Source organism: Bifidobacterium anseris (genome assembly GCF_002860345.1).
Taxonomy (GTDB): domain Bacteria; phylum Actinomycetota; class Actinomycetes; order Actinomycetales; family Bifidobacteriaceae; genus Bifidobacterium; species Bifidobacterium anseris.
Genome location: NZ_NMYC01000001.1, coordinates 93977 through 109817 on the forward strand (window position 1 = coordinate 93977; position 15841 = coordinate 109817).

A 15841-nucleotide genomic window follows, 5' to 3' on the forward strand; every position below is an offset into this window, starting at 1 on the left:
CATGAACGAAGGCATGAACGAAGGCAAGATGGGCACAGGAACACCGCATCGCATCATCCTCGCCGGCGGTGGCACCGCCGGCCACGTCAATCCGCTGCTGGCGGTCGCCGACGCGATCCGGCGCAGGGAACCGGACGCGGACATCATCGCACTCGGCACGGCCGTAGGTCTTGAGGCCGACCTCGTGCCGGCCGCCGGCTACCGTCTCGAAACGATCGAGAAGGTACCGTTCCCGCGCCGTCCCGGCGTGTACATGTTCAAGTTCCCGGCGAAATGGCGTCGCGAGACGGCGAAGGTCAAGCAGCTCATTGATACGCAGGGCACGCAGGTCGTCGTTGGTTTCGGCGGTTACGCGTCGGCGCCGGCCTACGCGGCCGCGCATAAGCTCGGCGTCCCCGTCGTCATCCACGAGCAGAACGCGCGCGCCGGCATGGCGAACAAGCTCGGCGCGCACTGGGCGCGCTTCATCGGCACCGCCTACGACGGCACCGGCCTCAAGCCCGAGCAGGGCGGCGACGTCGAACGCGTCGGCCTGCCGCTGCGTCCGGCAATCGCCGCGCTCGCCGAACAGCTGCGCGACGACCGCGCCGGCGCCCGCGCCCGCAACGCGCGCGAACTCGGCCTCGACCCCGAACGCCCGGTCATCGTCGTCACCGGTGGCTCGCTCGGCGCGGCGAGCCTCAACCGCGCCGTCTCCGGCACCGCCGGCACGCTCGTGCGCCACGCGCAGATCGTCCATCTGACCGGCAAAGGCAAGATCGACGAGGTGCGCGACCGCGTCGTGCAGTCGGCAGGCGCGCAGGTGCTCACCGGACTGGGGGAGGACTCGCAGCCGGGACGCGACTACCACGTCGCGCAGTACCTCGAACGGATCGATAAGGCCTTCGCCTGCGCCGACCTCGTCATCTGCCGCTCGGGCGCGGGCACCGTGAGCGAACTGACGGCGCTCGGCCTGCCCGCCGTCTACGTGCCGCTGCCGATCGGCAACGGCGAGCAGCGTTTCAACGCGCAGCCGGTCGTCGAAGCCGGCGGAGGCCTGCTCGTCGACGACCACGACTTCACGACGACCTGGGTCGAGGAGCACATCCCGGCGCTGCTCGCCGACCCGGCGACGCTGCGCGACTACGGCGAGCGCGCGTGGCACTACGGCATCCGCGACGCCGCCGACCGCATGGCGCGCCGGATCCTCGACATCGCCGACGCGCGGGGCGCCGCATAGCGCCCCGCGCGGCATCAGCAGACAATCACACGCGGCAAGCAATCAAACAACGCGACACAGCACAGCAAGCACAGCAATCAGCACAGTGACAGGAGCGTGTTCCCCAGTGAACGAACAGACACGACAGCCCATCGAACTCGATCCGACGATCGCGCGTTTCGCGCCGAGCGAGCGGGTGGACGACCTCGGAAGGACGCATTTCATCGGCATCGGCGGCGCCGGCATGTCCGTCCTCGCCGAGATGCTGCACCAGCAGGGCGTCGACGTCGACGGATCGGACGCGCAGGCGGGCGCGAAGACGGAACGCCTCGCCGCGCTCGGCATCCCGGTGAGCATCGGCCAGCAGGAGGACAACGTGCGTGACGCGCAGGTCGTCGTCTATTCGAGCGCGATCAAGGCGGACAATCCGGAGATCGTCGCCGCCGCCGCGAACGACGCGCGCATTGTGCACCGCAGCGACATCCTCGCGCTGCTCATGCACGGTCGGCGCGCCGTCACCGTCGCCGGCGCGCACGGCAAGACAACGACGAGCTCGATGCTCGCCCACACCCTGACGCACGGCGGATCCGGCGCGCTCGCCGACCCCAGCTACGCGATCGGCGGATCGATTCAGGGCCCCGACGGCACCACGCTCGACGGCGGCCACGCCGGCACGGGCGACGTGCTCGTCGCCGAAGCCGACGAATCCGACGGCAGCTTCGCGAAATACGCGCCGCAGATCGCGATCGTCACGAACGCCGAACCCGACCACCTCGACCACTACGGCGACGCCGACGCCTACCACGCCGCCTTCGTCGACCATCTGAACCATGCGCGCGGCGCAATCGTCGTATGCGCCGACGACGCGAGCGCGCTCGCCGTGCTGCGCCAGCTCGACGAGGCCACGGCCGCGCACGCCGTCGCCTACGGCACGACGCCGCGCGTCGACCTCGGCGAACTGGGTGGCGCACGCTACGTGCACATCGCCGCCGAACGCGAACACGCCGGCGACGGCGCCGAAAGCTTCACACTCGAAATGCCTGCGAGCGTCGCCGCGGGACGGGTGGACGCCGGCGACGACGACGGTTCGATCGTGCGCGTGCCGGTGACGCTCGCCGTGCCGGGACTGCACAACGCGAGGAACGCGACGGCCGCGATCATCGCCGCGACGCTGCTCGGCATGGACCCGCACGCCGCCGCCGACGCCGCGTCGACCTTCCTCGGCGCCGCACGCCGATTCCAGATCCGCGCGCAGGTCGGCGGCGTGACCGTCGTCGACGACTACGCGCACCATCCGACCGAGATCGCCGCGCTGCTCGACGCGGCGCGCCGCCGCTACCCGCAGGCGACGATCCACGTGCTCTTCCAGCCGCATCTGTTCTCGCGCACGAAGTTCTTCGCGAAGGAGTTCGCCGACGCGCTCGCAAAGGCGGACGACGTCATCGTCACCGGCGTGTTCCCGTCGCGCGAACGGCAGCAGGACTTCCCGGACGTGAGCGCGGCGACGATCGCCGACGCGGCCGGCGACGACGCGTCGATCGACGTCGAGGAGCGCATGGAGACGGCGGCGCAGATGATCGCGATGCGCGCGAAGCCCGGCGATGTCGTCTTCACAGTGGGTGCCGGCGACATCACGAAGATGGCGCCCGTCATCGCGCATGTGCTCGAGGCGCACGCCGGCAAGGACGACTGATGGCCGGGCGCAGCGTCAGATCATCGTCGGGCGGCTCGTCTCGTGATGATGCGCGCGACGATGCGCATCGGACGTCGGACGGTATGCACGACGCTCACGGTGCACGCGACGCCCACGGTACGCACGACGCTCACGGTACGCGCGGGCGGAGCGTGTCGTCGGGCGCGGGCAGCGCGCATAATGCGTCGCAGGGCCGCCGGCGTGGGCGGACCGTCTCGTCGCATCGGGACGGCACGGCAGCCACGCCGCATGTCGGACGGCAGGTGTCCGGTTCGGCGACCGCGGCATCATCGTCGGCATCGTCTGCGCGCACCGGCAATGTGAAACGTTCGGTGAAACCGAAGTCGTCGCCGTCGGCGATGACGGGGGAGCACCGATTCCCGCTCGAGCCGCAGCGCACGCGGCAGCGCGTCGCATCGAACGCCGGCGCGCGTGCCGGCGGTGCGCGCACCGTGACATCGGGGACGCCGTCGGCTGCGAAAACGGTCGCGCAGTCGAAGGAAAAGTCGACTGTGAAATCGGCTGGATCGACGACAAATTCAGCGAAGGATTCGGCGACGTCATCCTCGAAGCGCGGCGGCACGTCGCTCGTCGCACGCATGCGCGCGCTGCTGCCGCAACGCGGCAGGCAGACGGCGCAGGTGCGTCGCGCGCGCATCGTCGACGAGCCGATCAGCAGAAGCGAACCGGGGTCCTTCGTCGACGCGAACAACATGCACAGCGAGGACATCGTCGCGAAGACGCTCAGGCAGACGGCCGGCACCGTCGGCGTGGCGACACGTCCGAAGGTCGTCGATTTCACGAAACGGCAGAAGGAACGCCGTCGCGCGAACCTGCGGCAGACGGTGACGCACGTCGCGGCGGCCGTCGGCGCAATCGCCGTCGTCGCCGCCATCGTCTGGCTGCTGTTCTTCTCGCCGGTGCTGCGGCTCAGCCCGGAGCGGATCACCGTGTCCGGCGCGAATCAATGGGTGAGCAAGCGGCAGATCATGACGATCGCGCGCGGACAGGCGGGCAAGTCGCTGCTGCTCGTCTCCGACGCGGCCGTCGAGGAACAGCTCTCGAGCATCCCCGGCGTCTCCTCGGCGCGGGCGGCGAAACGCTTCCCGAACGGGCTCGACGTGAGTGTCGAGGCGCAGCGGCCGGCGGCGATGCTGCGCGTCAAGGGAGGCGACACGCTCACGGCCGTCGACAACAAGGCGCGCGTGCTCAACGCCGTCGACGCCAAATCAGCGAAAGGCATCCCCGTCATCGACGTGACGTCGGTGGACGACGCCGTCAAGAGCCGCGCGCTGCAGTCGGCCGTCGTCATCCTCGACGCGTTCCCCGAAGGGTGGCGCAAGGACGTCACCGCCGTGAGCGCGCCGACGCAGGATTCGATCACGACGACCTTCGCGAACGGCATCATCGTCGTCTGGGGCGACGCCACCGACCTCAAGCTCAAGATGGCGATCGCCGACAAGATCATGAACGATCCGAAGGTAATCGGCGACAAGAAGCAGATCAACGTCTCCGCGCCGAACCGCCCGATCATCAAGTAGGCGGGCGGCGCGGGGCGTGCGATGCCTCTCGCAACGATGGACTTGCGGAAAAGGTCTCGCCGTGTTATATTAAGAAGTCCGGTTTGACGGGGCTGCGAGGTTCATCGCCGGGGTTTGATAATTCAAAAGGGGCCGATTTGGTTTCGACGGTGATCTGTTCGCTTCGGAGAAGCGTGCCGAGAATGCAGAGTCCGCTCGTGATGTGCTCTGCGATTTAAATTAAGTGCTAAATCTAATCGCACTGAGTTCGCTCTCGCTGCCTGATTTTCAACGTAATCAGATTTAATCCAGCGAGCGTGGCTCCGTCCGCTCTCCCAGGTCTTCGGGGAGAGGTCGGGCGTCGTTAGAGGACTTGCCTACGTCACTGAACCGCAGGGTGACGTAGGGACTTTGACTGTGGCTAGGCTCGCCATCAGTCGTCTGCGACATTGATGGGGGCCGAAAAACCACCCCAGTGGTCAGCAGACTACGCACGTAGAAGTACGAGGGTACGGTCACCGGACCGGGGTTCAATTCCCCGCGGCTCCACCAGCTTCAAACGCCGTCCAGTCATGGGCGGCGTTTTTTCGTTGCGATTCCAACGATTCCATCCTGTCGGGCGCACTGGCGCGCCAGTTACCTCAAATGCGTATTCGAGCGTTTCACGGGCGTTTTTCGGCGTTTTCATAGGACGATTCATAGGACGCCGACGCGCGGGTGTTGAACCCCTGTTCCGCGCGGATCACCGCCGCGCATGGGTGTGCGGTAGGCACCGTGCGCGCGTCGCGCTCGAATGGTCTCAGCATGTGACCATATAGGTGCATGAACCGTCAATCGTTGGGATTGCAACGGTTTTGAGGACTGATGGCATGCATTCGCCCCGGTCGGATGCCAAGACGAAACGTGTAGGTAATGCATGGAACTGACAATGTGCTGTGAACGAAGCCCCCGAAGAGAATAAGGGGACGACGCACAGAGAGAAGGTTCACAGTGAACGCAAAGAAGATCATCGCCGCCGCGGCCGCGGTTACGGCGCTCGCATCGGTCAGCGCATGCGGAGGCGTGAAGGAAGGAACGGCCGACGCCGCCGACGAGAACACTGTACTGGTGGGCACCACCGACAAGGTGACCTCGCTCGATCCCGCCGGCTCGTACGACAACGGCTCGTACGCGGTGCAGATTCAGGTGTTCCCATTCCTGTACGCGCAGGACTACAACACGTCTGAGCTGTCCCCGGACATCGCCGCGGACGACGGCACCTGGAGTGACGACGGCAAGCAGTTCACCGTCAAGATCAAGGAGGGTCTCAAGTTCGCGAACGGCCACACGCTTGACGCGAAGGACGTGAAGTTCTCCTACGACCGCATCAACACGATCAACGATCCGAACGGCCCGAGCTCGCTGCTCGCCAACATCGACTCCATCGAGACGCCCGACGAGACGACCGTCGTCTTCAACTCGAAGGTGCCGTTCGACGTCACGCTCAAGCAGGTCATGAGCTCGCCAGCAGGCCCGATCGTCGACGACGAGGTGTTCTCCGCCGACAAGATCACCGACGCGGACACGATCGTCAACGGCAAGGCCTTCGCTGGCCCGTACCAGATTGACTCGTTCAAGCTCAACGAGGCCGTTAGCTATGCGAAGAACGCGAACTACCAGGGTCTGACGCCGGTGAAGAACTCCGGCGTGCAGGTGAAGTACTTCGCCGACGCCTCGAACCTCAAGATGGCCGTCGAGCAGGGACAGGTCGACGTCGCGTACCGTTCCCTTTCGCCGACCGACATCGAGGATCTCGGCAAGAACAGCAAGGTGAAGGTCGTCAAGGGCCCCGGCGGCGAAGTGCGTATGCTCGCCTTCAACTTCAAGCTGCAGCCCTACGGCGAATCGCAGAAGGATGCCGACGCTGCCAAGGCGAAGGCCGTGCGCCAGGCGGTGGCAAGCCTCATCGACCGCGACGAGCTCTCCGAGAAGGTGTACAAGGGCACGTACACGCCGCTGTACTCGTTCATCCCGGACGGACTCACAGGCCATGAGGACACGCTCAAGTCGTATACGAAGGACGGCAAGCCGGACGCTGCCAAGGCCAAGAAGACGCTCGAGGCCGCAGGCGTGAGCACTCCGGTCGACCTCAAGCTCCAGTACAACGGCGACCATTACGGTTCGAGCTCCGCCGACGAATACGCGGCGATCAAGAGCCAGCTCGAATCCGACGGCCTGTTCAAGGTGGACCTGCAGCAGACCGAATGGACGCAGTACAACAAGGAACGCGTCGTCACCGATGATTCCGACGGCAGCTACCCGGTCTACCAGCTCGGTTGGTTCCCGGACTACTCGGATCCGGATAACTACCTGTCCCCGTTCTTCCGCGACGGCAACTTCGTGAACAACGGCTACGCCAACAAGGAGGTCAACGACGCCATCGTGGCGCAGGCCGGTGAAAAGGACGAAGCTAAGCGCGAGCAGATGCTCAAGGACATCCAGAAGACCGAGACGGATGACCTTTCGACGCTGCCGATGCTGCAAGGCAATCAGGTGGCCGTCACCGGCGACAACATCTCCGGCGTCGTGCTCGACCCGTCGTTCCGTTTCCGCTACGCCTCGGTCGTGAAGAACTGAGCCATCGCGGCATCGTCGATCTGGTGCATCCCCGCGGGGATGCACCAGATCGGCCTTCGCATTCGCCCATCACGGTCCAACAGCTCATCCGCCGTATACATCCCAAGGAGATCCGGTGTCACAGGCAACAGCATCGCCAGCCGATCACGCACCATCGAAGCCGACCGCCGACGCGCACAAGAACAGACTTTCCGCAGGATTCTTCCGTTTCATCCTCGGACGCTTCCTGCTTATCATCCCCACCGTATTCATTCTCGTCACGATCGTGTTCTTCGTCATGCGCGCGACCGGGGACCCGATCTCGGCCGCCATGGGCGGACGTCTCACACCCGAAGAGCTGCAACGCCGCATCCACGAGGCCGGCTACGACCGTCCCCTCCTCGTGCAGTATTTCGATTACCTCGGAGGTCTGCTGCACGGCGACCTCGGCCGCACGCTCACCGACAACCAGCCGGTCATCTCGGTACTGACGCGCTATGGCGCCGCCACACTCGAACTCGCGTTGCTCTCGCTCATCGTCGCGCTGCTCGTCGGCATCGGTTTCGGCCGCATCGCCGCCAGACACCGCGACCGCGCGCAGGACGCCGGCATTCGCCTGTTCGCGATCCTGTGTTATGCGACGCCGGTGTTCTTCCTCGGCCTCGTGCTCAAGCTTGTGTTCTCCGTAGGCCTGGGCATCCTGCCGAGCTCGGGCCGTTCGTCGCTGCAATCGGAGATGCAGTTCTCCCGGCTCGTCTCGCCCACCGGATTGTACATCGTCGACGCGCTGCAGCTCGGCGACATGAAGGTGCTCGTCGACGTCCTGCGGCATGCGGTGCTGCCGGCGCTCGCGCTCGGACTGCTGACGGCGGGCGTTTTCATCCGCCTCGTGCGCACGAACGTCATCTCCACCTTCAACGCCGGCTACATCGACGCGGCGCGCTCACGCGGCGTCAGCGAGAAGCGGCTGATGTCCAAGCACGCGTGGCGTCCAGCGCTCATTCCGATCATCACGGTCATGGGCATGCAGATCGCGCTGCTGCTCGCCGGCGCCGTGCTCACCGAGACGACCTTCGAATGGAAGGGATTGGGCTTCATGCTCTCCAACTATCTCAAGGCGCGTGATTTCGTCGCGGTGCAGGGCATCGTCATCCTGATTGCGATCATCGTCTCCGTCGTCAATTTCATCGTCGACGTGATCAGCGCATTGATCGATCCGAGAGTGAGGTACTGACCATGAGCGAAAGCACGGAACTGAAAGTCGGCGTGCCGGGGGACACGCGTCTGGAGAAGCTCAACGTCGAACCCCCGAAATCCTGGTTCTCGCGGCTGCCGGTCGTGCGCGACCTGAAGATCGCCGTCGGCTGGCAGAAGGGCATGCTCGTCACCGGCCTCGTCCTGACGGCCTTCTTCCTGATCGTGGCCGTGTTCGCGCCGTGGATCGCGCCGTACGGATACGCGCAGATTAAAGGCGCCGACGGCGTCGCGTTCCCGACGCAGGCGCCCCCGTCGAAGGCGCATATCTGGGGCACGACGGTCGGTGGCTTCGACGTGTTCAGCCGTACCGTCTGGGGTGCGCGAACCGCGGTCATCGCCATCGTCGTGGCGGTGCTGCTGTCGATTTTCGCCGGCGTGTTCCTAGGCCTCGTCTCGGGCTATTTCGGCGGCTGGATCGATCGTGTCTTCGTCGTCATCGCCGACGCCGTCTACTCGTTCCCGTCGCTGCTGCTGGCGATCCTGATGGCGATCATGATCTCCGGCGGACAGTCGAGCCTGTGGGGAGGCATCCTCGCATCCGGCATATCGATCACGGTCGTCTACATCCCGCAGTACTTCCGCACGATCCGCGCCGAGGTCATCCGCATCAAGGATTGCGCCTACGTCGAATCGGCGAAGGTCGTCGGCGCCTCCACCTGGCGCATCATGGGCAGGCATCTGCTCAGGAACTCGACGCGCACGCTGCCGGTCATCCTCACATTGAACTCGTCCGAGGCGATCCTCACGCTCGCCGGTCTGGGCTTCCTCGGATTCGGCATCGAGCCGACCGCCGCAGCCGAATGGGGGTACGACCTCAACCGTTCGGTGGCCGACGTCACGTCCGGCATCTGGTGGACGGCCGTGTTCCCGGGTCTGGCGATCGTGCTCATCGTGCTCGGCATCACGCTCATCGGCGAATCGCTCAACGATCTGGCCGATCCGCGCCTACGTGCACGCAAGTCCGCAGGCGAGGTGATCGGCTCGATCGAGGACACGTCGGTGGATTCCCCGAACCCGAGCGAATCGCTCGCCGCCGTGGCCGAGGAACAGGCGTTGGAGGCCGCCGAGACCGATCCGACCGAACGCGGCGGCGACACACAAACCGTCTCCGACGAGTACATGGTGACGCAGGATCCGCAGATCGCCGTGGTCGTGCGAGACGTGCCCGATGAATCCGAGGGAGTGATCAAACGATGAGTGAACATGACGGACGGAACGCGCAGCCCATGCAATCAGCGCAGCCCGTGCAATCAGCGCAGCCCACGCAATCAGTACGGTCAGATGACGCGCTCGTCGACATCAAGGGCCTGAGTGTGTCGTTCATGACCGATGCAGGTCCCATCAAGGCGATCGACGGCGTTGATTTCGTCATCCCACGCAGGACCGTCGTCGGCGTCGTCGGCGAATCGGGATCGGGAAAGTCGGTGACGGCACGCTCGATCATCCGACTGCTGCCCGAGACGGCGACGACTGGAGGCGCGATCTATCTGCGCGCGGGCGCCGATGGCGAAGGCGTCGACGTGCTCACGATGAGCGGCCGCGACCTGCAGCGGATGCGCGGCGACGCCGCGGCGATGGTGTTCCAGGAACCCAACTCGGTGCTCAACCCGGTCTACACGATCGGATGGCAGATCGAGGAGGGTCTGCGCGCCCACGGTCTGACCGACAAGAAGCAGCTGCGCGCGAAGTCGATCGAGATCCTCGACAAGGTCGGCATCCCGGACGCCGCGACACGTGTCGACTACTACCCGCACCAGTTCTCCGGCGGCCAGAAGCAGCGCATCGTCATCGCCATGGCGCTCGTGCTCAACCCCGGCCTCATCCTCGCCGACGAGCCGACGACGGCGCTCGACGTGACGGTGCAGGCCGAGATCCTCGACCTGCTGCGCTTGGCGCGCGACGAGTTCGGCGCGTCGGTGCTCATCATCACGCACAACATGGGCGTCGTCGCCGACATCGCCGATCAGGTCGTCGTCATGTACCGCGGCCATGTCGTCGAACAGGGCAGCGTCGACCAGATTTTCTACGACCCGCAAGCCGACTACACGAAACGCCTGCTCGCGGCGGTGCCGCGCATCGGGCAGCGGCTCGTCGTGCGCGACGCGGCCGGCGACGTCATCGAGCGCAAGGTCGATTGGCGCGCCGAGCCGGTCGTCGTGAAGGCCGAGCACATGGATATCACCTATCCGGGGCGTTTCATGCAGCCCGATTTCAAGGCCGTCGACGACGTGAGCTTCGAGATCCACCGCAGCGAGGTGCTCGGCCTCGTGGGCGAATCCGGTTCCGGCAAATCGACGACCGGCCGCGCCATCGCCGGCCTACAGCGTATCTCCGGAGGCTCGCTCGATGTGCTCGGCATGCAGATGAAAGGGTTCAAGGAGCGCAGATTCAAGCCGCTGCGTGAGCAGATCGGCTTCGTCTTCCAAGATCCGGGCAGCTCCTTCGACCCGTTGATGACGATCCTCGAGAACGTGGCCGAACCGCTTATCGTACATGGACGCTACCGGACCGCGGCCCAGGCGAAGCAGTACGTCGGCGAACTGCTTGAGATGGTGCAGCTGCCGCGCACCTACATGAACCGCTTCCCTCATGAGCTCTCCGGCGGCCAGCGCCAACGCGCGTCGCTCGCGCGCGCGATCGCGCTGAAGCCGAGCCTGCTCATCGCCGACGAGCCCACCTCCGCGCTCGACGTGTCGGTGCAGGCGAAGGTGCTTGAGCTGTTCAAGACACTGCAGGCGGAGATCGGCTTCGCATGCCTGTTCATCACCCATGACCTCGCCGTCGTCGACATGCTCGCCGACCGCATCATGGTCATGCACAAGGGACGCATCGTCGAACACGGCGACGCGTCGCAGATCATGCGGCACCCCTCCGACCCGTACACGAAGAAGCTGCTGGCGTCGCTGCCGGTGCCCGATCCGCGTGAACAGGCCGTGCACCGCGAGGAGTTGCGCGAGCTGCTCGCCAAGGAGGCGTGAATCGTGTCGCATGGCGCGGACGGATTCGACGGATCCGTCCGCGCCATGCGACACGATTCACGCATTCACTTCGCGTTGATACGCTGCCGGTTCGCCATCGCCAGTTCGCCCAGATAGCGGTAGATCGGCGCGATGTCGAACTTGCGCGGGAACTCGAGCGTGATCTCGTCGAGCGTCTCCGCGCCAGTCTTGCGCTGATAGACGTCCTTGAGATAGGTGATGTTGATCTCGCTGTCGTCGGCGATCGCGCCGGCCGTCTCCACCTCGACGTCGACGATCGCGTCGAGATGGATTGTCTTGTACCGCGCCTTCGCGCCGGTCGCGCCCTGCTTGTCGATGAAGATGATGCGCATGTTCGTGAACACGACGGCGTCACGAATCAGCTGATATCCGTTCGTGATCTGCTCGCCGTTGAACAGGAACGGCCCGTACTGCTGCATGAGCTGGTCGTTGCTGACCTGCTGCAGGTTGCCTGCGAATGCGTTGAATAATCCCATGGGTCACCTTAGATGATGGTCGATTGGGCGGTCGACGTTCCGCAACACTACCGGCGCCGCGGAACGTCGACCGCGTCTGTTGGTGGGGAAGGCGCGTCGTCGTCAGATCTGGTAGCCGTTCGTCTCGTAGTACTGCGGCGAATAACCGAAGGTCGCGTAGAGCAGACCGGGCAGTGTGACGGCGGCCGCGCGCTGCACCGCCTCGTCCTTGACGTCGCCGCCTTCGGGACCGACGACGTCCCAGCGGAAGACGCTCACGGCGTTCGCGTAGCGCGGCCGCATGTACGCCTTGAGCCACGGCTTCGAGACGAACATGACGAGATAGGGGACCTCGCTTTCGAGCAGCGCCTGCACGTCCTCGTCAGGCACGTCGTCGCCTTTCTGTGTGAAGACGATCGTGCCGCCGCCGTCATGCGCCTTGAGCGCGATGTTGAGCTTGACGAGATCCCATGCGCGTGCGCCCGCATACGCCAACGACGTCAGGCAATCGTTCTTCTTGAATTCATCGAGCATGTCCGTCAGTCGCGTCATAGTCAGTCCTTCCTTGCCGCCGTTGCGCGCGCCGGGCGCACGTCTGCGCTCAACGATACACCGTTTGCGCGTCGCACCATGTCCTGTCGCGCGACTGCGCACGATATCATCACCGATGTTTCCAAACGATGTGAGCCGGCAAATGGTCGGCGCGTGTCGAAATCGTTTCGTAATCGCGGGGGAGCGCGCCGGAAACCCGACGTTCAGTTGCGCGAAACCCGGCGTTCCTAGCGTGGTTGCTGTCCGCAGCTCACCCATGGCCGTTTTCGGCATGTCGTAGATGGGGTTCGTTGAGTGAAGTCGTTTCGATGCGGGCACGAAGAGAGAGGCAACCATATGCTTGCGCAGGGCAGGTCCCCAATCCCAATGCATTCCAACGATGACGCCCGTCGCGCGCCGATATGGCGACGTGTGACGGCGGGTGTCGGCGCGATGGTGATGTGCTCGTCGCTCGGCGTGGCCGGCGTCCACACCGCGTTCGCCGACACCACCTCCAGCACGGCCGTGGCCACGGCGGCCGACGTCGTGACGAACGGCGTCATCCCCGCCGGCGCGCTGAGCGTCGTCAACTTCCACCCGGTGTGGGGAGACAAGGAGGCGAACAAGGCGAGCATGATCAAGTACATCGACGAGGCGCACGCCGCCGGCGTCAAAATGATCGTGTTCCCGGAGATGGCGCTCACCGGCTACGTTTCGTCGAGCGATCCCGAATCCGCCGCCTACAGGATGGCCGTCTCCCAGGCCGAGACGATCTCCAGCCCGATCACGCGCGAACTCGCCGACAAGGCCGCCGCATACGGCATGTGGGTCATCTTCGGCACGTCTGAACGCATCCCGGGGGACAGCGAGCACGCCTACAATTCGGCATTCGCCGCCTCACCAGACGGCAAGGTCGTCAGCTACCAGAAGATCGCGCCGGTGGAGGGATCGTGGGCGACGCCCGGCACGACGCCGGTGCTGCTGCCCACCGAGTGGGGACTCGCCGGACTGAGCATCTGCTACGACACCTACGCGAATCCGGAGATCGAACGCTACTACGCCGCGCAGGGCGCGGGCATCCTCATCAATCCGACCGCGACTTCCCGCAGCTACCGAGACATCGACGGCGACGGCGTCAAGGACGGCAAGGGCTGGGAGTGGTACTACCGTAACCGTCTCGAATCGATTGCGTCACGCGACGGCCTCGTCATCGCCTCCGCCGATCTAGTCGGCGCCGACGGCTGCCCAGACGCCGACGGCAAGCAGCCCTATGATTTCCCCGGCGGCAGCGTCATCGTGCGCGGCTCCGCCGACTACTCCGCCGGACAGAACGCCGACGGCACGCTCATCGTCGGTGTTGAAGGTGCGCTGACGAACGCGAAGGACCTGCGGGTGAGTTACCCATCGACGACGCGCGTCGCCAACGACTTCCATCCCGACTACTACGCCAAGTGGTACGCCGAACTCGCCGACAAGCAGGAATCGGGAACGTCGCTCAGCAACTACTACGGTTCCGCGGACGGTCCGCGCGTCGCCGTCGCCAACGTCGCCGGCGTGTGGGCGGACAAGCAGGCGAACGTCGACATGATGGTCAAATACGCCGAACAGGCCGCCGCCGACGACGTCGACCTGATCGTGTTCCCCGAGACCGTGCTCACCGGCTATGACAGCACCGACCCGAAGGGCGACGCCGACGCGCACAGCTCGAACGCGGACGTCAACCGCGTGCTCGCGGCGAGTGATGACTACATGCAGGTGTTGCTCGCCGAAAAGGTCAAGGGCACCGACGGCGACGATACGCGCGGCGAATCGGTCAGGACGATGGCGGACACGGCGAAGCGGCTCGGCATGTACATCGTGTTCGGCCTGCCGGAAATGCCCGACGGCGGCCCGATCGTCGATGCCGACGGCGTGAAGAAGGTCTACAATTCGGCCGCCGTCGCCTTCCCGGACGGGCACACCGAATCGTTCCAGAAGATGCACCGCGCAGGTCAGGAGGAGAAGGTCTGGTCGGTGCCAGGGAACACGCCGCTCATCTTCGAGATGCCCGAATTCACCGGCTCCGATGGCACCGCGCTCAAGGCCGGCGTCAACATCTGCCGCGACGGCCACTTCTATCCCGAACTCGGACGCTACTACGCGGCCAGCGGTGCCGAACTGCTCATCCACCCGACCGCGACGACCGGCAACGCATGGTACCGCGAATCGCGCATCGGCAGCTACACCGACCGTGACGGCCTCGCGGCAGTCACCGCGAACCTGTGGGGACAGGACGGATATCCGCTCGATGCGGACGGCAAGCCGATCTACTCGGTCGACGAGAACGGCGAGACGGTCAGCTCCGGCAAGGAGGTCAAGGGCTACAACTACATGGGCGTCGGACGGGACGCGTTCCGCTCGACGAGCCTGATCATCACCGCATGGAACGGCAAGGACGGCACGCCGTTCGACTACGCGACCGGCTCGGCGCTCGACACCTCCGGCACCGGCGGCGGCGCGACGCCCGAAATCACGAAGGACTGGGCGTTCGGCGAGGGCCTCTACGATCCCGACAACCTCGAAACGCGCACGATGAACCTCAGGAGCGCAGGCTTCCGCATCACGAACTTCCAGGCGAGGCTGTATTCGAAGATGTACGACGCGCTCGCGGCGCGCACGATCGACGGATACACGCCGATGTACGCGACCGGCGGCGCACTCGATACGAGCGCGCTCGCCGACCCGATCGCGAAGGCCCGCCAGGTCGTCGACGCGGCCGAGGGAACGAAGCCTTCCTACACCGATGAGTCGGTGGCCTCGCTCGCCGACGCGCTGCTCACGGCGCAGGCGCTCGCGGACAACACAACGTTCAGCGCCGAACAGCAGCCGCTTGTGACCGCAGCGAAGGACGCGCTCAATGCGGCCTACGATGCGCTGACGCCGGTGACCACGGAGCCGGAGCCGAGCGACAAGCCGACGGACGGCACGGGTGACGCGCCCGGCAAGGATACGGACGGTGCGGCGACGCCGGACGCACCTCGGTCCTCCGACAAGCCGGGTGCCCCCGGCGCGGCCGGAACTGATACGGTCGTCGCGGCAGGGGACGACGGCGCGACGCAGGCGCCGCTGTCCGCCACCGGTTCGTCGGTCGTGGCAGTCATGGCGCTCGCGCTCGCCGTCTCCGGCGCCGGTGTGACGCTGCTGGTGATCCGGCGTCGTGCGAACCGATGCTGAAGGCGTTCCTATGACGTAGGGCGCGGACATACGGATGCGCATGACGGCGGGGTCGGTTTTCGGGAACATCATCCCGGACACCGGCCCCGCCGTCGTGCTCGTGCCTGTCGTCGCCGGCCCGTTGAGAAGAGGTTTGGGTCGTATCTGCGATTTTGGGGTGGGGGTCCGCGAAGGGTACCCACTGATCTGTGCGGTTCTTATCGTTTTTGTGTGTAAATCGCACAGATTGGGGCTTTCAGCGAGGGAGTGCGCGAAGACGCCCACCCCAAAATCTCAGATACGGTTCCAGAATGCTTTGTACTCATACGCAATCTGGGTAGCAAAGAGGACGGCAAGACGAAGTCGCCGGTAAGATCAGAACGCTCAGGCAGAAGAGGAGG

General features: G+C 65.3%; 10 protein-coding genes and 1 other RNA gene. 9 read left to right on the plus strand and 2 right to left on the minus strand.

Features of this window, described 5'->3' with window-relative positions:
• The first annotated feature begins 28 nt into the window (after positions 1 to 28).
• The 8 genes from murG (at position 29) to CGZ88_RS00450 (ending at position 11241) form a co-directional block, all read left to right on the plus strand.
• Complete coding sequence (gene murG / locus CGZ88_RS00415; protein WP_101671088.1) at positions 29 to 1219, plus strand: undecaprenyldiphospho-muramoylpentapeptide beta-N-acetylglucosaminyltransferase; 1191 nt, start codon at positions 29 to 31, stop codon at positions 1217 to 1219.
• Between the two features lie 106 nt (positions 1220 to 1325).
• A complete protein-coding gene (gene murC / locus CGZ88_RS00420) occupies positions 1326 to 2891 on the plus strand; it encodes a UDP-N-acetylmuramate--L-alanine ligase (protein WP_101670848.1) in 1566 nt (521 codons plus the stop codon).
• Between the two features lie 332 nt (positions 2892 to 3223).
• Positions 3224 to 4432, plus strand: coding sequence for a cell division protein FtsQ/DivIB (locus CGZ88_RS00425; protein WP_243390012.1), 1209 nt, complete (start codon positions 3224 to 3226; stop codon positions 4430 to 4432).
• A 128-nt stretch (positions 4433 to 4560) separates the two neighbouring features.
• Positions 4561 to 4963: a transfer-messenger RNA gene (gene ssrA / locus CGZ88_RS00430) on the plus strand.
• 438 nt (positions 4964 to 5401) lie between these two features.
• Positions 5402 to 7027 carry an ABC transporter substrate-binding protein gene (locus tag CGZ88_RS00435; protein WP_026645175.1) on the plus strand — a complete coding sequence of 542 codons (1626 nt, stop codon included), beginning with the start codon at positions 5402 to 5404 and terminating at the stop codon, positions 7025 to 7027.
• Between the two features lie 115 nt (positions 7028 to 7142).
• On the plus strand, positions 7143 to 8240 hold the full coding sequence (locus tag CGZ88_RS00440; protein WP_026645174.1) for an ABC transporter permease: 1098 nt from the start codon (positions 7143 to 7145) through the stop codon (positions 8238 to 8240).
• A gap of 2 nt (positions 8241 to 8242) precedes the next feature.
• On the plus strand, positions 8243 to 9460 hold the full coding sequence (locus CGZ88_RS00445; RefSeq protein WP_026645173.1) for an ABC transporter permease: 1218 nt from the start codon (positions 8243 to 8245) through the stop codon (positions 9458 to 9460).
• Between the two features lie 125 nt (positions 9461 to 9585).
• Positions 9586 to 11241: a dipeptide ABC transporter ATP-binding protein gene (locus CGZ88_RS00450; RefSeq protein ID WP_051198649.1), complete on the plus strand. Its 1656-nt coding sequence runs from the start codon at positions 9586 to 9588 to the stop codon at positions 11239 to 11241.
• Between the two features lie 65 nt (positions 11242 to 11306).
• Here CGZ88_RS00450 and CGZ88_RS00455 read toward each other — a convergent pair whose 3' ends face one another.
• On the minus strand, positions 11307 to 11738 hold the full coding sequence (locus CGZ88_RS00455) for a PH domain-containing protein (protein ID WP_026645171.1): 432 nt from the start codon (positions 11736 to 11738) through the stop codon (positions 11307 to 11309).
• 102 nt (positions 11739 to 11840) lie between these two features.
• Complete coding sequence (locus tag CGZ88_RS00460; RefSeq protein ID WP_026645170.1) at positions 11841 to 12269, minus strand: hypothetical protein; 429 nt, start codon at positions 12267 to 12269, stop codon at positions 11841 to 11843.
• Positions 12270 to 12635: 366 nt separating this feature from the next.
• On the opposite strand from CGZ88_RS00460, the gene CGZ88_RS00465 reads away from it, so the two are divergent.
• Positions 12636 to 15461, plus strand: coding sequence for a carbon-nitrogen hydrolase family protein (locus tag CGZ88_RS00465; RefSeq protein ID WP_243390013.1), 2826 nt, complete (start codon positions 12636 to 12638; stop codon positions 15459 to 15461).
• Positions 15462 to 15841 lie beyond the last annotated feature (380 nt).

Coding starts and splice junctions, on each gene's coding strand:
- murG (WP_101671088.1), top strand. CDS start 29: ATGGGCACAGGAACACCGCATCGCATCATCCTCGCCGGCGGTGGCACC.
- CGZ88_RS00445 (WP_026645173.1), top strand. CDS start 8,243: ATGAGCGAAAGCACGGAACTGAAAGTCGGCGTGCCGGGGGACACGCGT.
- CGZ88_RS00450 (WP_051198649.1), top strand. CDS start 9,586: ATGACCGATGCAGGTCCCATCAAGGCGATCGACGGCGTTGATTTCGTC.
- CGZ88_RS00455 (WP_026645171.1), bottom strand. CDS start 11,738: ATGGGATTATTCAACGCATTCGCAGGCAACCTGCAGCAGGTCAGCAAC.
- CGZ88_RS00460 (WP_026645170.1), bottom strand. CDS start 12,269: ATGACGCGACTGACGGACATGCTCGATGAATTCAAGAAGAACGATTGC.
- CGZ88_RS00465 (WP_243390013.1), top strand. CDS start 12,636: ATGCATTCCAACGATGACGCCCGTCGCGCGCCGATATGGCGACGTGTG.